We start from the raw sequence: 18,433 nt of genomic DNA on the forward strand, positions 1-18,433 counted from the left end.
TTATCAGAAGTAATCGCACGTATTGACCGCACGCCTGACGTGTCTTCGTGTCATACCTACCGTGTAACGGTTCTAATCTGCGCCCCGAACACTTGCGACGACTTCCGGTGCTGGCGTAGGACTCCCTATCACGAACGCCCTGGGGGCGACGGGAGGAGAAACCATGCGAGCCAAAACCCTGTTCGCGGCGCCGCTTCTGGCGGCTGTTGCGCTCGGCGCCCTCATTGCGGCCGGCCCGGCCGGCGCCGACACCGCGCCGAAGGTGAGCGACATCGTCGTCACCTATGCCAACATTGCCGAGGCGATGTATGGCGACAGCCTGAAGACCGCGAAGGATCTGCAGGCCGCGGTCGACGCCTTCCTCGCCGCGCCGACCGAGGCCAATCTCGACAAGGCCAAGGCCGCCTGGAAGGCCGCTCGTGTGCCCTACCAGCAGACCGAGGGCTTCCGCTTTGGCAATGCCATCGTCGACGATTGGGAAGGCCGCGTGAACGCCTGGCCGCTCGATGAGGGGCTGATCGACTATGTCGACGCCAAGTCCTATGGCGACGCCTCGGACGAGAACCCGCTCTACACCGCCAATGTGATCGCCAACACCAAGATCCGCGTCGGCAAGAAGACCATCGACGCCACCAAGATCACGCCCAAGCTGCTCGACAGCCTGCAGGAGGCCGGCGGCGTCGAGTCGAACGTCGCCATCGGCTACCACGCCATCGAGTTCCTGCTCTGGGGCCAGGATCTGAACGGCACCGGGCCGGGCGCCGGCAAGCGTCCCGCCACCGATTACGACACCGCCAACTGCACCAACGGCCATTGCGACCGCCGCGCCGCCTATCTCAAGGCCGCCACCGACCTGCTCGTGTCCGACCTCGAGGACATGGCCAAGGCGTGGAGCGCCAAGGGCAAGGCCCGCGCCGCCGTGCTCAAGCAGAAGGACAAGGCGGCGCTCGGCACCATCCTCACCGGCCTCGGCTCGCTCTCCTATGGCGAGCTGGCGGGCGAGCGGATGAAGCTCGGCCTCATCCTGCACGACCCGGAGGAGGAGCATGACTGCTTCTCCGACAACACCCACAACTCGCATTATTACGACGAGCTGGGCATCGCCTCGATCTATCGCGGCAAGTACACCCGCGTGGACGGCACGGTCGTGGATGGCCCCTCGGTCGCCGCCTATGCGGCCGCCAAGGCGCCGGACGCGGCGAAGGAGGCCGACGCCAAGGTCGATGCCGCGCTCGCCGCGCTGAAGGCCATCAAGGACGAGGCCGACAGCGGCAAGGAGGCCTATGACCAGATGATCGGCGAGGGTAACGCGGCCGGCAACAAGCTGGTGCAGACCGGCGTCGATTCGCTGGTTGCCCAGACCCGCGGCTTCGAGGGCGTGGTCGCCGCGCTGAAGCTGAAGATCAAGGTCGAGGGTTCGGACAGCCTGGACGACCCGTCCAAGGTCGGTCAGTGAGCCCGCCATGAGGTCACGCGGCGCGGGTCTCTCGCGCCGCGCCTTTCTCGGCGCGGGCGCGGCCCTCGGTGCGCTGGGAGCGATCGCTCCCTCGCGCCTCGGGCAGGCGCGCGCGCCGGCGCCCTTCGTGCCGACCGACCGGCTGACGCTCGCCGCCGGCCCGCTGGACATGCGCCTGCTCGGCCCGGACGGCCCGGCGACGCCCTGTTACGCCTATGACGGCGAACCCTTCCGCCTCATCCGCCTGCCACGCGGCGCCCGGCTCGAGGCGACCTATGCGAACGGGCTGAATGAAGGCAGCTCGCTGCATTTCCACGGCATCCGCATGCCGAACGAATTCGACGGTGTGCCCCCGCTGACCCAGCCGCTGGTCGAGCCGGGCGGGCGCTTCGTACACCTTCTGCCGCTGGACGATCCCGGCACCTTCTTCTTTCATCCCCATTGCGACGAGACCGGGCAGGCCGGGCGCGGTCTGGTCGGCGTGCTCATCGTCGAGGATCCGCGCGACCCGCGCTTCGATGCCGAGCACGTGCTCTGCTTGAAGGACTGGCGCCTCGCCGACGATGGCAGCTTCCTGCCGCTCACCGAGGCGGACGGGGCCTCCAAGGCCGGCACCTATGGTGCCACCCGCACCTGCAACGGCCAGCCGCGCCTCGCGCTCAACGCTCCCGCCGGCGGCGATGTGCGGCTACGCATCCTCAACGTCGATTCCACCCGCGTGATGGATATCGGTGTCGAGGGCGGCGAGGCCTGGCTCATCGCGGTGGACGGTCATGCGCTGAAGCCGGTGAAGCTCGACGATCTACCGGATGGCATCTGGCGCATGGGGCCGGCCCAGCGCATCGACCTGCATGTGCGCATGCCCGCCAATGACGCGCCGGTGACGATCGGTGACTACCGCGCCTCGGAGGTCTATGCCTTCGCCACGCTCACCGCGCAGGGCCGCACGAAGCCGCGCAAGGGGCCGCTCGCCTTGCCGCCCGCCACGCTGCCGGTGCCGGACCTGAAGAACGCCGAGTCGCTCTCGTTTACCCTCCAGCAGGCGACGGATGCGGCGGTGAAGGAGCTCGGCCTGCCGCACGACGATCCGCTGGCCAAGGCGCTGGTGGCGAGCTTCTGCGTCGGCGCCGCGACCTATTGGTCGATCGGCCAGGTCTCCTGGTCGGCCGGCACGCGCCTTGGCCTGCCGCCCCCGCTCGCGCGGATGGAGGTGGGCAAGAGCTACCGCGTCACCATCAAGAACGAGACGCGCTTTCCCCACCCGATCCATCTGCACGGCCACGCCTTCGCCGTGCTCGGCTCCAGCAAGGGCCGCCTGCCGCCGCATTTCGCCGACACAGTGCTGGTGCAGCCGGGCGAGGCGGTGGACATCGCCTTTGTCGCCGCGCCCGGCGACTGGGTCTTCCACTGTCACATCCTCGAACATATGGAGACCGGCATGATGGGCTGGTTCCGGGTGGTGTGATGATTCCTCGCGCGCGCATGTGTGGCCATGCCGACCCGACTCTTTCTCCCCGTCGGGGAGAGGGCTGGGGGGAGGGGCGGGACGCCTTCGGCGCAGTTTCCGCTGGATCCCGGATCGGCACCGCGCGGCGCGCGGCTTGTCCGGGAAACGGGAAGGGGGAGGCTCTCCCTCCCGCACGCGCCTCCCTCGGGTCCCGGACCAGCGACGGCGAAGCCGGAGCACCGATCCGGTATCCAGGAAAGACTCAGCGCAGCGGCGAAACCACCTTGAGCGATGACCGGCGCACGCAAGGCAGCCGGCGTGCCCTGACCCGTCTCCTTCCCCTTCTCCTTGCCGCCTTCCTCCTCCCGCTCCCCGCCACCGCCGGCGATGACGGCCTCGACATCGCCATTGGCAAGGCGCTGTTCGAGCGGCCCTGGGTGCCCGCGCCGAGTTCCACCCGCGCCAATGACGGGCTCGGCCCGTTGTTCGACGCGCGCTCCTGTTCCGCCTGCCATCCCGGCGCGGGGCAGGGGGCAACGGCGATCAACCAGGCCGGGCGGCCGGAGGGGCTCGGTCTCGTCCTCGGCCTGTTCCGGGAGGATGGCGGGCCGGACCCGGTCTATGGCCACCGGCTGGAGACGATGACGCTGCCCGGCGTGCCGGCCGAGGGCGCCATCGGCGTCACCGAGACGAACGGCCGGCGCCTCCCGCGCGCGGACGAACTCGGCTATGGCCCGCTGGACGCCGCCACGCAGGTGACGCTGCGTGTCGCACCGGATCTGCGCGGGCGCGGCCGGCTGGAGCTGGTGGATGACGCCGCCATTCTCGCGCTCGAAGATCCCGATGACAGCAATGGCGACGGCGTGCGCGGGCGGGCACGGCGGCTGGAGACGCCCGAGGGCGGCTCGCGGATCGGCCGCTTCGGCTGGAAGGCGAGCCATGCGGATCTGGCCGGCCAGACCTCGGAAGCCTTCTCGCTCGACCTCGGCCTCTCCACGCCGCGGCGGCTGGAGCCGTGGGGCGACTGCACGCCGGCGCAGTCCGCCTGCCGCAACGCCCCGCATGGGCGGGACGCGGAGGGCGAGCCGGAAATCACCGAGGCTATCGTCTCCCGCATCGACGCTTACTTGCGCAGCCTGAAGGTGCCCGCCAGCGAGCCTGACCGGCGCGGCGCCAAGCTGTTCGCCGCTACCGGCTGCGCCGCCTGCCACCACCCCGCGCTGCCGACCCGCGATGGCGGGCACCTTGCCCTGTTCACCGATGTGCTTCTGCACGATATGGGCGAGGGGCTGGCCGATCCGGCGGGTGTGCCCGGCGCCGATGCCGCCGAGTGGCGCACGGCGCCGCTGGCGGGCCTTTCGCGCTCTCTGGCGCGGGGCCTCGGCCTGCTGCATGACGGCCGCGCGGCCAATGTCGCCGAGGCTGTCGGCTGGCATGGCGGCGAGGCGAGCGGCGCCAGGACGCGTTTCGAGGCTCTGGATGACCGCCAGCGCCGTATTCTCATCGACTATGTGTCGTCTCTATGAGCCGAGGATTTCGCATGAACCGCTCTCCCTTCGCGCTGGTGCTGGCGCTGGCGAGCCAGATCGGGCAGGTGGCGGGCCATGCGGCGCAAAGTGTGCCCGTCCTCGCCGGTGCCACGGCGTTGCTGTCTGGTCTGTTCGTCGGCCGGGCCAATGCGGCGCCCGTCTCGGCGCCGGAGGTGGTGGAGAGCTGGCTGCTGCCACGCTACGACACTTTGAGGACGGCGACGCGGGCGCAGCTTCAGGCGTGGGAGAGCTTCTGCGCCAAGCCGACGCCTGAGGGCGTCGCCGAACTCAAGACGCGCTTTGCCGCCGTGTCCGATGGCTGGGCCTCGGTCGAGTTCATCACCTTCGGTCCGGTCATGCTCTCGCTACGGCCGGACCGGTTCAACCTGTTCCCGGAGCGTCGCAATGCCGTGGGGCGTTCCGTGGCCGAAATCATCGGCGATCCGACGGATGAGCGGTTGCAGCCCGACCATTTCTTCCGCCTGAGCGCCGCCGTGCAGGGCCTGCCGGCGCTGGAGCGCGTGCTCTATGACGATGGCGCGGAGGCCGCGCTGGTGACCGGGCCGGAAGCGGCGCGGCGCTGCGCGCTCGGCCGCGCCATTGCCCTCAACCTCGCCACCATCGCCGAGGAGCTGCGGGAGGGGTGGGGCGACCGGCAGAACGGTCTGCTCGGCCAGTTGATCGCCGGCCAGTCCGATCCCGTCTATTTCCCGGAGCCGGCGGCGCTGCTGAGCCAGATGGTGACCGACCTTGCCGGCGCCTATCAGCGTGTCGTCGACCAGCGCCTGCTCGTCGTGCTCGGCAAGACGCCGGATGACGCCAAGCCGCTGCTGGCCGACCGGCGGCGCAGCGGGCTGTCGCGCGAGACCATCATCGCCATCATCGCCAGCGCCGACGCCTTGGCCGACCAGCTCGCCCTCGGCCTCGACGCCAAGGGGCGGGCGACCATCGAGAAGACCATGGCGGGCGCCGAGGCGGCGGCCAAGGCGCTGCCGGAGGATATCGGCGCCGCCGCGACCACGCCGCAGGGGCGCAAGCAGTTGCAGGCCGCCATCACCGCCTTCAAGGCGGCGCAGGCGAGCGTCGCCAGCCCGCTCGCTTCCGGCCTCGGCGTGCCGCTCGGCTTCAACGCGCTCGACGGCGACTGAGGGGGCACGCATGGGACGCTTGGGAAACATGGGCCTGTTCGACCGCTCCCTCTTCGGTGTCTCCCGTCGCGGACTGCTCGGGACGCTCGGCACGGTGGTGGCCGCGCCCCGCCTTCTGTTCGGCGGCGCCGCTCATGCCGATGACCATGCGCGCGACCTGCATGCGTGCGACCTGATGGAGACCGAATGGGTCGGCACCGCCGGCGTCGGCGAGGGCTTCGCGCCGGTGCTGCTGTCGCCCGACATGGAGGCGACGCCGGTCGGCCCGGCCGGGCAGCGGCTGCACTGGGTGGAGCCCGGCCCGGACGGGCGCACCGCCATCGCCGTGGCGCGGCGGCCCGGCACCACCGCCATCGTCTTCGACCGGCGCAGCGGCACGGTGCTGGCGCGGTTCGAGCCGGGCGAGGGGCGGGTCTTCTCCGGCCATGGACGGTTCATCGAGGATGGGCGGCGTTTCCTCGCGGTCGAGATCGAACGGTCGAGCGGGCAGGGCGTCGTCACCCGCCGCGTGCCGGAGGCGGGCTTCGCCATCGAGGCGGAATGGGCCTCGTCCGGCATCGGCCCGCATGACCTCCTCCCCGTCGGCGGCACGCTCATCGTCGCCAATGGCGGTGTCGAGCCGCACACGCCGCAAGCGGTGGGCGCGGAGATCGCTGGCGCCAGCGTCGCGCTGCTCGATCCCATGAGCGGGGCGACGCGCGCGGTGGCGGCGCTGGGGGATGATCTGGAATCACTGTCGCTGCGGCATCTGGCCAGCGCGCCGGACGGCTTCACCGTGATCGCCGCGCAGGATTTGCTCGCCGACGGCATCGCCCGCCCGCTGCTCTATGCGGTGGAAGGCGAGCGGCTGACTGCCTTCGACGCGCCGGACGCGGAATGGCGGGGGCTGCGCACCTATGTCGGCTCGGTGGCGTTCGATGCCTCCGGCGCCTATGTCGCCGCCGCCAGCCCGCGTGGCAACCGCGTGGCGGTGTGGCGCCGCGACGGGCGCTTCATCGGCGCGCTGACGCTGGTCGATGGCTGCGGCCTCGCCCCCACCCGGCAGGCCGGGCAGTTCCTTGCCACCAGCGGACTCGGCGAGATCGCGTTGCTGGCGACGGACGGTGATTCACTGGGTGTCCGCGCACGGGTGAAGAAAGACCTGCGCTTCGACAATCATGCTGCACTTGCGTTGTGAATAGCTGCAATTTTTGTCCAGCTTCCGCCAAAGCGTATAGGTATTAAAATACGTTCCTGCGGTGTCCTAATAGTTGCAGAGCCTTGTATGATGCTCTCATCTGGGGAGTGTTGCGAAAATACACTAGGCGCTGTCTCTGCGGAAACCTATGCGTCCTCCCATCAGTGCATTGGTTGGGAGGCAAATCATGAAGAACATTCTGCTCGCCGGCGTCGCTCTCGTCGCCTTTCCGGTCGTGGCCTCGGCCGCTGACATGTCCTATCCGGTGAAGGCGCCGGTCGTGGCGGTCGCCCCCGTCTTCACCTGGACCGGCTTCTATGTCGGCGCGAATGGCGGCTATGGCGGCGGCGACTTCGATTACCCCTACGCGCTCTCGATCTTCGGCGCGGGCATTGGCGGTGACGCCTCGCTGAACTCGTCCGGCTTCTTTGGCGGCGGTCAGATCGGCTACAACTACCAGTTCGACGGCGGCGTCGTGATCGGCGTCGAGGCGGACTTCCAGTGGTCCGGCATCGACGGCAATGTCGACGCCTCCGCCACCCTGTTTGACGGCGCCGATGCCGTCGGTGCGGCCAGCCTGAACGCCGGCAGCGAAGTCGAGTGGTTCGGCACCATCCGTGGTCGCCTCGGCTATGGCTGGGATCGCGCGCTGCTCTACGTGACCGGTGGTGCGGCCTACGGCAAGGTGTCGACCAATGTCGACGCCGCGATCACCGATTTCGACACCGTGCTCGGCGTCTCCGGCAGCACCGACGACACCCAGTGGGGCTGGACCGTCGGCGGTGGCCTCGAATACGCGCTGACCGACAACTGGTCGTTCAAGACCGAGTACCTCTATGTCGACCTCGGCAGCCAGGAGGCGTTCGCCTATAATGACGGCGTGCTCGCCGCGAGCCTCGACGTGGAAACCAAGTTCCACACCATCAAGGCCGGCCTGAACTACCGCTTCTGAGCGATCCGACATCTCTGCCAAGGGGCCGCCTCGTGCGGCCCCTTTTGTTTTGTGCCGCGCGGGCTGATAAGGACAGGTCTGTGGTGTCCAACTATTAGATTGCCGTCGTGAGGCTGTGGAATGAACTCGCTGTTTGCCGATCTGCCGACCACGGTATTCGAGACCATGTCGCGTCTCGCGCGTGAGCATCAGGCGGTGAATCTCGGTCAGGGCTTCCCGGATGATCCCGGCCCGCTCGACGTGCGCGAGAAGGCGGCGGAGGCGGTGCTGCATGGGTGGAACCAGTACCCGCCAATGATGGGCGTGCCGGAGCTGCGCCACGCGGTGGCCGAGCACTACCGGCTCTGGCAGGGGCTTGACCTCGATCCCGACAGCGAGGTGATGGTGACCTCCGGCGCCACCGAGGCGATCGCCGGCGCGCTGCTGGCGCTGATCGAGCCCGGCGACGAGGTCGTGCTGTTCCAGCCGCTCTATGACGCCTATCTGCCGCTGGTGCAGCGGGCGGGCGGCGTGCCGCGCCTCGTGCGCCTCGTGCCGCCGCACTGGCAGATCACCGAGGCGGCGCTGGATGCCGCCTTCACGCCGCGTACCCGCCTCGTGCTGTTCAACAACCCGCACAACCCGACCGGCCGGGTGTTCTCCCGCCCCGAGCTCGACCTTCTGGCCACCTACACCCAGCGGGCCGGCGCGGTGCTCGTCAGCGATGAGGTGTGGGAGCATGTCGTGTTCGACGGCCATGAGCCGACCTCGGTGCTGGCTCTACCCGGCTTGCGCGAGCGCGCCGTGAAGATCGGTTCGGCCGGCAAGATCTTCGGCATGACCGGCTGGAAGGTCGGCTTCGTCTGCGCCGCCCCGGGGCTGATGAAGGCGCTGTCCAAGGCGCACCAGTTCCTCACCTTCACGACGCCGCCCGCCCTTCAGCACGCGGTGGCCTATGGCCTCGGCAAGCCGCAGGACTGGTTCCTCGGCACACGCGCCAACCTCCAGCGCTCGCGTGACCGCCTGGCGCGCGGCCTGTCCGAGGCCGGCTTTCCGGTGCTGCCCTCGTCCGGCACCTATTTCCTCAATGTCGATCTGGCGCCCTTGGCCCTGACGGAGACGGATGAGGAATTCTGCCGCCGTCTCGTGACCGAGTATGGCGTCGCGGCGATTCCCGTCTCCGCCTTTTATGCGCAGGAGGCCGTGCGCAGCGTGGTGCGCTTCTGCTTCGCCAAGACCGATGCGACGCTCGACCTGGCGCTGAGCCGGCTTCAGAGCGCGGTGCTGCGACGTGGGCATTCAACCATTAATGTATACACATAAGTGAAGGATCGCACCCAAACCGCCCAATTGCTGTAGGGCTCGTCTAGTTTTTAGGCAGTTCTCTGTTTCGACTTTTGAATTTTTTCGACGGCCAACGGGATTGCACGCGACGTCGGGTTTGGCACGCTCATTGCAAAACATGTCCCCGGCACGCGGACGGGGGTCCTGCGTGTTGAAATCCAGAAGGGAAAGAAGATGCTCAACCTGTTCACTCAGGCGCGGCGCGTCGCCGCTCGCGCCGCGTTCGGCGCGGCTGCGCTCGCCGTCGCCGGCGCGGCCCTGCCCGCGCAGGCCCAGGAAACGATCAAGGTCGGCGTGCTGCACTCGCTGTCCGGCACCATGGCCATCAGCGAGACCACGCTGAAGGATACCGTGCTGTTCATGGTGCAGGAGCAGAACGCTAAGGGCGGCGTGCTCGGCAAGAAGCTGGAGGCTGTGGTGGTCGATCCGGCGTCCAACTGGCCGCTCTTCGCCGAAAAGGCGCGCGAGCTGCTGGCCAAGGACAAGGTCGCGGTCGTGTTCGGCTGCTGGACCTCGGTGTCCCGCAAATCCGTGCTGCCGGTGTTCAAGGAGCTCAACGGTCTCCTGTTCTACCCGGTGCAGTATGAGGGCGAGGAGAGCGAGCGCAACGTGTTCTACACCGGCGCCGCCCCGAACCAGCAGGCGATCCCGGCGGTCGACTACCTGATGGAAAATGAAGGCGTGAAGCGCTGGGTGCTCGCCGGCACCGACTATGTCTACCCTCGCACGACCAACAAGATCCTCGAAGCCTATCTGAAGTCCAAGGGCGTCAAGGCCGAGGACATTATGATCAACTACACGCCGTTCGGTCACTCCGACTGGCAGACCATCGTCGCCGACATCAAGAAGTTCGGTTCGGCCGGCAAGAAGACCGCCGTCGTCTCGACCATCAATGGCGACGCCAACGTGCCGTTCTACAAGGAACTCGGCAACCAGGGCATCAAGGCGACCGACATCCCGGTCGTGGCGTTCTCGGTGGGTGAGGAAGAGCTCGCCGGCATCGACACCAAGCCGCTGGTCGGCCATCTCGCCGCGTGGAACTACTTCCAGTCGGTCGATACTCCCGAGAACAAGGAGTTCATCGCCAAGTGGAAGGCCTACACCAAGAACGACAAGCGCGTGACCAATGACCCGATGGAAGCCACCGTCATCGGCTTCAACATGTGGGTCAAGGCGGTCGAGAAGGCCGGCACCACCAACCCGGATGCGGTGATCGACTCCATCATCGGCGTGTCCGTGCCGAACCTTTCGGGCGGCTACTCGGCCATGATGCCGAACCACCACATCACCAAGCCGGTGCTCATCGGCGAGATCAAGGACGACGGCCAGTTCGACATCGTCGAGCAGACCCCGGGCCTGATCGTTGCCGAAGAGTGGTCGCCCCACCTCGAAGGCTCCAAGGATCTGATCTCGGATTGGCGCAAGCCGCTCAACTGCGGCAACTTCAACGTCAAGACCGGCAAGTGCGGCGGCGCCGGCCAGTGAGCCGCACCGCCTGATCGCTCCGCCGATCATTCCGCCTTCCGCCGGCCGCCCATGGGCGGCCGGCACCCGCGGCGCCGTGACGCCCTGCCGGCCAGAGTTCTGCCCGACAATGAAGGCTCCCGTGCCGCTGTGCCGTCGCCGCCGGACCTGTTTCGGCCGCCAGCTTCCGCTCACCGACGGATGATGATGACCTCTCGCGCACGACCTGGCGGTTCCGGCCGCGCCCTCCTTGTCGCCCTGCTGGCGCTGTGCGCCTTGCTGGCCGGCTCGCTGAGCCTCTCCCGCGCCGCGCGGGCGCAGGACATCAGCGCCCCGCTCGCGCAGCTCGCGAACGACAATTACAACGACACCGAAGCCGCGCTCGGCGTGCTCGCCGTCAGCGGCAGCCCGGCCGCGGCGCAGATCGTCGCCGCTCTGGCCGACGGCAAGCTGGTCTATTCCACCACCGCGCCGCGCCAGCTCTTCATCAGCACCGATAAGGGCCTCGTGAGCGCCGCGACCCTCCAGCCGGTGACCGATGCCCCGGCGGTGAAGCCGGTGCGCGTCAATAACCGCATCCGCCGCGCCATCGAGGGCGCCAGCGGCACGCTTGCTCTCGTCAGCCCGGACCCGGCCAAGCGCCTCGACGCGGCGGTCGCCGTCGCCCGCTCGCGCGACGAGGCGGCGTTGCCGGCGCTGGAGACGGCGCTGGCCAAGGAGACGGATCCCAAGGTCAAGACCGCGCTGACGCTGGCGCGCGCCTCCATCCTCATCGCCAAGGAAGGCATTTCCCCGGCCGACCGCATCGCCGCGGTGCAGCTCGTCGGCGCCGAAGGCAATCAGGACGCGCTCGCCATCCTGCGCGGCGTGCCCGACAGCGCCTCGCCCGAGGTGAAGCAGGCCGCCGCTGACGCCATCGCCGGCATCGAGCGCAACCTCGCCCTCTGGGGCGTGGCGCAGAATGTCTGGTACGGCGTCTCGCTGGGCTCGGTGCTGCTGCTCGCCGCCATCGGCCTCGCCATCACCTTCGGCGTGATGGGCGTCATCAACATGGCGCATGGCGAAATGGTCATGCTCGGCGCCTACACCACCTTCGTCGTGCAGGAGCTGATCCGGCAGAGCTATCCCGGCCTGTTCGACTGGTCGCTCATCATCGCCATCCCGCTTGCCTTCCTGTTCACCGGTCTGATCGGCGTGCTGATCGAGCGCACGGTGATCCGCTTCCTCTATGGGCGGGCGCTGGAGACGTTGCTCGCCACCTGGGGCATCTCGCTCATCCTGCAGCAGGCGATCCGCACCATCTTCGGGCCGACCAACCGCGAGGTGGGCGCGCCGAGCTGGATGTCCGGCTCGTTCGACATCGGCCATCTGGCGATCACTTCGGGCCGGCTGTGGATCATCGTTTTTGCACTGATTGTCTTCATTGCACTCCTCACTGTACTCCGCACCACACGCATCGGCCTCGAGATGCGGGCCGTCACGCAGAACCGGCGCATGGCCGCGGCGATGGGAATCCGCACCAATTGGGTGGACGCGATGACCTTCGGCCTCGGCTCGGGCATCGCCGGTATCGCCGGCGTGGCGCTCAGCCAGATCGACAACGTCTCGCCAAACCTCGGGCAGAGCTACATAATTGACAGCTTCCTGGTCGTCGTCTTCGGCGGCGTGGGCAATCTGTGGGGCACGCTGGTCGGCGCCATGTCGCTCGGCATCGCCAACAAGCTGCTCGAGCCCTATGCCGGCGCGGTGCTCGGCAAGATCGCGCTGCTCGTCATCGTCATCCTCTTCATCCAGAAACGCCCCCGCGGCCTCTTCGCCCTCAAGGGGAGGTCGATCGAAGCATGAGCACGACCGATACGCGCCAGCCCGCGCTCCTTGCGCCCAGTGGCTTGATTTTCCTCGGTATTCTCGCAGCGGCGGCGATCCTTGTGCCGGCGCTGAACCTGATGACGCCACCGGATTCGGCGCTTCATGTGCCGACCTATGTGGTCTCCCTGCTCGGCAAATATCTCTGCTATGCCCTGCTCGCCCTCTCGGTCGACCTGATCTGGGGCTATGTCGGCATTCTCTCGCTTGGCCATGGCGCCTTCTTCGCGCTCGGCGGCTACGCGATGGGCATGTACCTGATGCGTCAGATTGGCACGCGCGGCGTCTATGGCGACCCGGTGCTGCCGGACTTCATGGTGTTCCTGAACTGGAAGGAATTGCCGTGGTTCTGGTACGGCTTCGACCTGTTCCCGTTCGCCGCTGTGATGGTTCTGCTGGCGCCGGGCGTGCTGGCGCTGGTGTTCGGCTGGTTCGCCTTCCGCTCCCGCGTCACCGGCGTCTATCTGTCGATCATCACCCAGGCGATGACCTTCGCGCTGCTGCTGGCGTTCTTCCGCAACGACATGGGCTTTGGCGGCAATAACGGTCTGACCGATTTCAAGGACATTCTCGGCTTCAACATTCAGTCCGACGGCACGCGCCTCGTTCTCTTCGTCCTCTCCGCCCTGGCCCTCGGTCTCGGCTACGTGCTGTGCCGCTTCCTGGTCCGCTCGCATTTTGGCAAGGTGCTGATCGCCATCCGTGATGCGGAAACACGGGTGCGCTTCACCGGCTACCGGGCGGAGAACTACAAGCTCGTCGCCTTCGTGGTTTCCGCCATGCTGGCGGGTATCGCCGGCGCGCTCTATGTGCCGCAGGTCGGCATCATCAACCCCTCCGAATTCTCGCCGGCCAACTCGATCGAAATCATCGTCTGGGTGGCGGTCGGTGGGCGCGGCACGCTGGTGGGAGCGGCGCTGGGCGCCGTGCTGGTGAACTATGCCAAGACCTACTTCACCTCCGGCATGCTCGCTCCCTACTGGCTGTTCATGCTCGGCGGGCTGTTCGTGGCGGTGACGCTGTTCCTGCCCAAGGGCATCGTCGGCACCTTCTATGAGTGGCGCGAGAAGCGGCGGCCGCCGCCGGACGGGGCCGACGCTCCGCTCGCCTCGCCCAAGCCGGCCGAATGAGGAGCCCACGATGAACGCGATCGATATGGTGGCTCCCGAAGCTCCCGATGGGCTCGGCGCCGAGAAGAAGTCGCTGACCGAGGCGCTGCTCTACCTCGACGGCGTCACCGTGACCTTTGACGGCTTCCGGGCGCTCAACTCGCTCTCCTTCACCGTCGATCCCGGCGAGATGCGGGCCATCATCGGCCCGAACGGCGCTGGCAAGACGACGATGATGGACGTCATCACCGGCAAGACCCGCCCGGATAAAGGCGACGTCTATTTCAACGGCGGCATTACCGATCTCACCAAGCTGGACGAGACGCAGATCGCCACGCTCGGCATCGGCCGCAAGTTCCAGAAGCCGACCGTGTTCGAGAGCCACACGGTGATCGACAATCTCCGCCTTGCGCTTAAAGGCCAGCGCTCGGCGCTGCCGAACATCTTCCGGCGGGAGAGCGCGGCGGCGCGCGAGCGCATTGATGAAATCTTCGAGACCATCAAGCTCGGCGACCATCGCAATCGCCTCGGTGGCGAGCTCTCGCACGGTCAGAAGCAGTGGCTGGAGATCGGCATGCTGCTCGCGCAGGATCCCAAGCTCCTGCTGGTCGACGAGCCGGTCGCCGGCATGACCGACGCCGAAACGGCGCAGACCGCTGAATTGCTGCGCGCGATCAATGCGAACGGCCATTCCGTGGTCGTCGTCGAGCACGACATGACTTTCGTGCGCGATCTCGGCGTGCGCGTCATGTGCCTGCATGAAGGCTCCGTGCTGGCCGAGGGCACGCTCGACCAGGTCAGCGCCAATGAGCGCGTCATCGAAGTCTATCTGGGACGCTAGGCGCCATGCTGGAAGTTCAGGACGTCAACCTCTTCTACGGTGCCGCGCAGGCGCTGCGCGGCGTCTCGCTGGTGGCCGAGCCCGGCAAGGTCACCTGCGTGCTCGGGCGCAATGGCGTGGGCAAGACCAGTCTGATGCGCGCCATTGTCGGCCAGGCGCCCGTCGCCAAGGGGGCCATCCTCTTCAATGGCGAGGACATCACCACAATGGCCCCGTCCGAGCGGGCGCGCCGTGGCATCGCCTTCGTGCCGCAGGGACGCGAGATTTTTCCGCTGCTGACCGTGGCCGAGAATCTCCAGACGGGCTTTGCCCCGCTCAAGCGCGCGGACCGCTTCATTCCGGACGACGTGTTCTCGCTTTTTCCTGTGCTCGATTCGATGATGCGCCGCCGCGGCGGCGATCTGTCGGGTGGGCAGCAGCAGCAGCTTGCCATCGGCCGGGCGCTGGTGATGCGTCCCAAGGTGCTGGTTCTGGACGAGCCTACCGAGGGCATCCAGCCCTCGATCATCAAGGATATCGGCAACGCCATCCGCTACTTGCGCAGCAAGGGCGATATCGCCATCGTGCTGGTCGAGCAGTATTTCGACTTCGCCAAGGAACTGGCCGACCGCTTCATCGTGATGGAGCGCGGCGCGGTGGTGATGTCGGGCGACGGCGCCGCCCTTGAGGATCCGGATGTACGCAATCGAATTGCCGTCTGACGTCGCCGCCACGATTCCGGTCGAACGGCGCGGGCATGGACGGTTGCGGATCGAAGCGGTCGGCATCGACGGGCGCACGCTACGCACGCATATCGAGGAAGCCGGCTTTGCCCGGGCCCGCTTTCCGCTGTCCGGCCGGCGTCGCCGCGCGCTTGAGGCGGTTCTTCTCAACACGGGCGGGGGGCTGACCGGGGGCGACAGCTCGCAAGCGATCATCCGCGCGGCATCGTCCGCCCAACTTGTGGTCACCACCCAGGCGGCGGAGAAGGTGCATCGCTCCGACGGCTCGCCGACGCGCGTTGATGTCGACCTCGCGGCCGCGTCGGGCGCGGCCATCGACTGGATGCCGCAACCGACCATCCTGTTCGATGGCGCGCGCCTCAGGCGGTCGATCATTGCCGATGTCGCTGCCGACGCGCGCCTCTTGCTCGTTGAGCCGGTGATACTTGGCCGTACGGCACGGGGTGAGCGGTTCACGCGCGGCGAATTGCTCGATAGCTGGCGCATCCGCAGGGCCGGCCAGCTGATCTATGCCGACGGCATGGTGCTTGAGGGCGATATCGCGGCAACGCTGGATCGGCGGGCCTGTGCCGGTGGTTGGGCTGCCTTTGCCACGCTGCTTCTCATCGCTCCCGATGCGGAGAGCCGGCTGGAGGCGGTGCGCGCGGCGCTCGACCTGCCGGATGGTCTGCCGGACCATCTCGACGCCGGGGCCAGCGCCTGGAACGGCATGGTGAGTATCCGCCTGCTGGCGCGCGATGGCGCGCCGCTCGACGCTGCCATCCGCCGTGTCATTCCCGCGCTGGGCATTACCGAGGTGCCCCGCATATGGCACTCCTGATGCCACCGTACGCTATGGCACCTCTGATGCATGGTCGTGCCGCCCCGCGCCGAAACCACCCCGCACTGCCTGCACAGCCGGAGACCTGACCGATGAATCTCAGCCCGCGCGAGAAGGACAAGCTCCTCGTCGCCATGGCCGCGATGGTAGCGCGCCGCCGCCTCGAGCGCGGCATCAAGCTCAACCATCCCGAGGCGGTGGCGCTCATCACCGATGTGGTGGTGGAAGGCGCGCGCGATGGCAAGACGGTGGCCGAGCTGATGACGCTCGGCACGCAGGTGCTCACCGTCGACCAAGTCATGCCGGGCGTCGCCGATATGATCCACGATATTCAGGTCGAGGCGACGTTTCCGGACGGCACCAAGCTCGTCACCGTTCACGAGCCCATCCCCTCCAGTCATGTCGTGCCGCCGCCGGGCGAGGTGCTGGTGGAGGAGGGCGACATTGAGCTGCTCGCCGGGCGTGAGATCATCGCCATCACGGTGGCCAACACGGGCGACCGGCCGATTCAGGTCGGCAGCCACTACCATTTCTTCGAGACCAACCCCGCGCTGAGCTTTGATCGCGATGCCGCGCGCGGCATGCGGCTTGCCATTCCGTCCGGCACCGCCGTTCGCTTCGAGCCCGGCCAGAGCCGCGAGGTGAAGCTGGTCGCGCTGGCGGGCCAGCGGGAGGTCTATGGCTTCCGCCAGACCGTGATGGGCCGGCTCTAAGCCGGCTTCCCTTTTTCGCGCTCGCCCGATTGCCGAACGGAAACGCCATGTCGATCAAGATTTCCCGCGCCACCTATGCCGAAATGTTCGGCCCCACCACGGGCGACCGTGTGCGCCTCGCCGACACCTCACTGGTCATTGAGGTGGAGAAGGACTTCACCGTCTATGGCGAGGAGGTGAAGTTCGGCGGCGGCAAGACCATTCGCGACGGCATGGGCCAGTCGCAGGTGACGCGTGGCGACGGCGCGGTGGACACCGTCATCACCAACGCGCTGATCCTCGATCACTGGGGAATTGTGAAGGCCGATATCGGTATCCGTGACGGGCGCATCTGCGGCATTGGCAAGGCGGGCAATCCGGCGATCCAGCCCGGCGTTTCCATCATCATCGGCGCCTCCACCGAGATCATCGCCGGCGAAGGCAAGATCATCACGGCCGGCGGCTTCGACAGCCACATCCACTTCATCTGCCCGCAGCAGATCGAGCACGCGCTGATGAGCGGCGTGACCACCATGCTCGGCGGGGGCACCGGCCCGGCGGCAGGCACCAACGCGACGACCTGTACGCCCGGCCCCTGGCACATCGAGATGATGCTGCGGGCGTCCGACAGCTTCCCGGTCAATCTCGCCTTCTCGGGCAAGGGCAACGCGTCGCTGCCGGGCCCGCTGGTCGAGCAGATCGAGGCGGGCGCCTGCGCGCTCAAGCTCCACGAGGACTGGGGCACGACGCCGGCGGCGATCGACAACTGCCTCTCGGTGGCGGACGATCACGACATTCAGGTGATGATCCACAGCGACACGCTCAATGAGAGCGGCTTCGTCGAGGACACCATCGCTGCCTTCAAGGGCCGGACCATCCATGCCTTCCACACGGAAGGCGCGGGCGGCGGGCATGCGCCGGACATCATGAAGGTGGTCGGCCTGCCCAATGTGCTGCCGTCCTCCACCAATCCGACGCGGCCCTTCACGATCAATACGCTCGATGAGCATCTCGACATGCTCATGGTCTGCCATCACCTCGACCCGCTGATCGCCGAGGATCTGGCGTTCGCCGAGAGCCGCATCCGCAAGGAGACCATCGCCGCCGAGGACATTCTGCACGATATCGGCGCCATCTCGATGATGAGCTCGGACAGCCAGGCGATGGGCCGGCTTGGCGAGGTGGTCACGCGCACTTGGCAGACCGCGCACAAGATGAAGCTGCAGCGTGGCCTTCTGCCGGGCGACAGCGAGCGCAACGACAATGCCCGCGCCAAGCGTTATGTCGCCAAATACACGATCAACCCCGCCATCGCGCACGGTTTGGCGCATCACATCGGCTCGGTGGAAGTGGGCAAGCTGGCGGATCTGGTCGTCTGGTCGCCCGCCTTCTTCGGCACCAAGCCGGACATGGTGGTGAAGGGCGGCATGATCGTCGCTGCCCAGATGGGCGACCCGAATGCGTCCATCCCGACCCCGCAGCCGGTCCACTACCGGCCGATGTTCGGTGCCTTCGGCAAGGCGCGCACGGCGACCTCCCTGACCTTCGTCTCGCAGGCCGCCATCGAGCTGAATGTCGGCGCCAAGCTCGGGCTGGAAAAGCGGCTCGTCGCCGTTTCGAATGTGCGGGGCGGCATTTCCAAGGCGTCGATGATCCACAACAGCGCGACGCCGCATCTGGAGATCGATCCCGAGACGTACGAGGTCCGCGCGGATGGCGAGCTGCTTACCTGCGCACCGGCGAGCGAACTGCCGATGGCGCAGCGCTATTTCCTGTTCTAATCATCGACCGGCGCGCCCACGCGCCTGCCGAAATCCATCAGCCGGGGCATGGCATCGCCGCAATGGCACACCACCTTTGCGGGGACATGCTCCGAGGAGACTGACC

The 18,433-nt window shown here is 67.5% G+C and carries 15 protein-coding genes; all 15 read left to right on the forward strand.

Annotated features, from left to right (window positions below; all coding sequences use genetic code 11):
- Nucleotides 1–163: 163 nt before the first annotated feature.
- Nucleotides 164–1,456, forward strand: coding sequence for an imelysin family protein (locus tag AncyloWKF20_RS03005; protein ID WP_279316471.1), 1,293 nt, complete (start codon nt 164–166; stop codon nt 1,454–1,456).
- A gap of 7 nt (nt 1,457–1,463) precedes the next feature.
- A complete protein-coding gene (locus tag AncyloWKF20_RS03010; protein ID WP_279316472.1) occupies nt 1,464–2,921 on the forward strand; it encodes a multicopper oxidase family protein in 1,458 nt (485 codons plus the stop codon).
- Nucleotides 2,922–3,187: 266 nt separating this feature from the next.
- The gene (locus tag AncyloWKF20_RS03015) at nt 3,188–4,429 is read left to right on the forward strand and encodes a di-heme oxidoredictase family protein (RefSeq protein ID WP_279316473.1); all 1,242 of its coding nucleotides are present in this window, start codon (nt 3,188–3,190) and stop codon (nt 4,427–4,429) included.
- 14 nt (nt 4,430–4,443) lie between these two features.
- Nucleotides 4,444–5,580 carry an imelysin family protein gene (locus AncyloWKF20_RS03020; protein WP_279316474.1) on the forward strand — a complete coding sequence of 379 codons (1,137 nt, stop codon included), beginning with the start codon at nt 4,444–4,446 and terminating at the stop codon, nt 5,578–5,580.
- A 10-nt stretch (nt 5,581–5,590) separates the two neighbouring features.
- Nucleotides 5,591–6,757, forward strand: coding sequence for a DUF1513 domain-containing protein (locus AncyloWKF20_RS03025; protein ID WP_279316475.1), 1,167 nt, complete (start codon nt 5,591–5,593; stop codon nt 6,755–6,757).
- A 187-nt stretch (nt 6,758–6,944) separates the two neighbouring features.
- A complete protein-coding gene (locus tag AncyloWKF20_RS03030) occupies nt 6,945–7,709 on the forward strand; it encodes a porin family protein (protein ID WP_279316476.1) in 765 nt (254 codons plus the stop codon).
- A 120-nt stretch (nt 7,710–7,829) separates the two neighbouring features.
- A complete protein-coding gene (locus AncyloWKF20_RS03035; protein WP_279316477.1) occupies nt 7,830–9,011 on the forward strand; it encodes an aminotransferase in 1,182 nt (393 codons plus the stop codon).
- Nucleotides 9,012–9,206: 195 nt separating this feature from the next.
- Nucleotides 9,207–10,517 (forward strand): urea ABC transporter substrate-binding protein, encoded by a 1,311-nt coding sequence (gene urtA / locus AncyloWKF20_RS03040; protein ID WP_279316478.1) that lies wholly within the window; start codon nt 9,207–9,209, stop codon nt 10,515–10,517.
- Nucleotides 10,518–10,697: 180 nt separating this feature from the next.
- Entirely contained in the window at nt 10,698–12,341 is a 1,644-nt protein-coding gene (gene urtB / locus AncyloWKF20_RS03045) for an urea ABC transporter permease subunit UrtB (RefSeq protein WP_279316479.1), read from the forward strand.
- A complete protein-coding gene (gene urtC, locus AncyloWKF20_RS03050) occupies nt 12,338–13,492 on the forward strand; it encodes an urea ABC transporter permease subunit UrtC (RefSeq protein ID WP_279316480.1) in 1,155 nt (384 codons plus the stop codon). The genes urtB and urtC overlap by 4 nt, the downstream gene beginning before the upstream one ends.
- A gap of 25 nt (nt 13,493–13,517) precedes the next feature.
- Complete coding sequence (gene urtD / locus AncyloWKF20_RS03055; RefSeq protein ID WP_279317866.1) at nt 13,518–14,312, forward strand: urea ABC transporter ATP-binding protein UrtD; 795 nt, start codon at nt 13,518–13,520, stop codon at nt 14,310–14,312.
- Between the two features lie 5 nt (nt 14,313–14,317).
- Nucleotides 14,318–15,013 carry an urea ABC transporter ATP-binding subunit UrtE gene (gene urtE / locus AncyloWKF20_RS03060; protein WP_279316481.1) on the forward strand — a complete coding sequence of 232 codons (696 nt, stop codon included), beginning with the start codon at nt 14,318–14,320 and terminating at the stop codon, nt 15,011–15,013.
- Entirely contained in the window at nt 14,988–15,854 is an 867-nt protein-coding gene (locus tag AncyloWKF20_RS03065) for an urease accessory protein UreD (protein WP_279316482.1), read from the forward strand. Before urtE ends, AncyloWKF20_RS03065 begins: the two co-directional genes overlap by 26 nt.
- Before the next feature lie 92 nt (nt 15,855–15,946).
- Nucleotides 15,947–16,567 carry an urease subunit gamma gene (locus AncyloWKF20_RS03070; protein ID WP_279316483.1) on the forward strand — a complete coding sequence of 207 codons (621 nt, stop codon included), beginning with the start codon at nt 15,947–15,949 and terminating at the stop codon, nt 16,565–16,567.
- A 47-nt stretch (nt 16,568–16,614) separates the two neighbouring features.
- The gene (gene ureC / locus AncyloWKF20_RS03075) at nt 16,615–18,327 is read left to right on the forward strand and encodes an urease subunit alpha (protein WP_279316484.1); all 1,713 of its coding nucleotides are present in this window, start codon (nt 16,615–16,617) and stop codon (nt 18,325–18,327) included.
- Nucleotides 18,328–18,433: the final 106 nt, after the last annotated feature.

The organism is Ancylobacter sp. WKF20 (genome assembly GCF_029760895.1).
In the GTDB taxonomy this organism is placed as follows: domain Bacteria; phylum Pseudomonadota; class Alphaproteobacteria; order Rhizobiales; family Xanthobacteraceae; genus Ancylobacter.

Bases quoted from the DNA above. Each gene is read 5' to 3' on its own strand.
- AncyloWKF20_RS03005 (WP_279316471.1), top strand. From the start codon at position 164: ATGCGAGCCAAAACCCTGTTCGCGGCGCCGCTTCTGGCGGCTGTTGCG.
- AncyloWKF20_RS03010 (WP_279316472.1), top strand. From the start codon at position 1,464: ATGAGGTCACGCGGCGCGGGTCTCTCGCGCCGCGCCTTTCTCGGCGCG.
- AncyloWKF20_RS03020 (WP_279316474.1), top strand. From the start codon at position 4,444: ATGAACCGCTCTCCCTTCGCGCTGGTGCTGGCGCTGGCGAGCCAGATC.
- AncyloWKF20_RS03025 (WP_279316475.1), top strand. From the start codon at position 5,591: ATGGGACGCTTGGGAAACATGGGCCTGTTCGACCGCTCCCTCTTCGGT.
- AncyloWKF20_RS03030 (WP_279316476.1), top strand. From the start codon at position 6,945: ATGAAGAACATTCTGCTCGCCGGCGTCGCTCTCGTCGCCTTTCCGGTC.
- AncyloWKF20_RS03035 (WP_279316477.1), top strand. From the start codon at position 7,830: ATGAACTCGCTGTTTGCCGATCTGCCGACCACGGTATTCGAGACCATG.
- urtA (WP_279316478.1), top strand. From the start codon at position 9,207: ATGCTCAACCTGTTCACTCAGGCGCGGCGCGTCGCCGCTCGCGCCGCG.
- urtB (WP_279316479.1), top strand. From the start codon at position 10,698: ATGATGATGACCTCTCGCGCACGACCTGGCGGTTCCGGCCGCGCCCTC.
- urtC (WP_279316480.1), top strand. From the start codon at position 12,338: ATGAGCACGACCGATACGCGCCAGCCCGCGCTCCTTGCGCCCAGTGGC.
- urtD (WP_279317866.1), top strand. From the start codon at position 13,518: ATGGTGGCTCCCGAAGCTCCCGATGGGCTCGGCGCCGAGAAGAAGTCG.
- urtE (WP_279316481.1), top strand. From the start codon at position 14,318: ATGCTGGAAGTTCAGGACGTCAACCTCTTCTACGGTGCCGCGCAGGCG.
- AncyloWKF20_RS03065 (WP_279316482.1), top strand. From the start codon at position 14,988: ATGTACGCAATCGAATTGCCGTCTGACGTCGCCGCCACGATTCCGGTC.
- AncyloWKF20_RS03070 (WP_279316483.1), top strand. From the start codon at position 15,947: ATGAATCTCAGCCCGCGCGAGAAGGACAAGCTCCTCGTCGCCATGGCC.
- ureC (WP_279316484.1), top strand. From the start codon at position 16,615: ATGTCGATCAAGATTTCCCGCGCCACCTATGCCGAAATGTTCGGCCCC.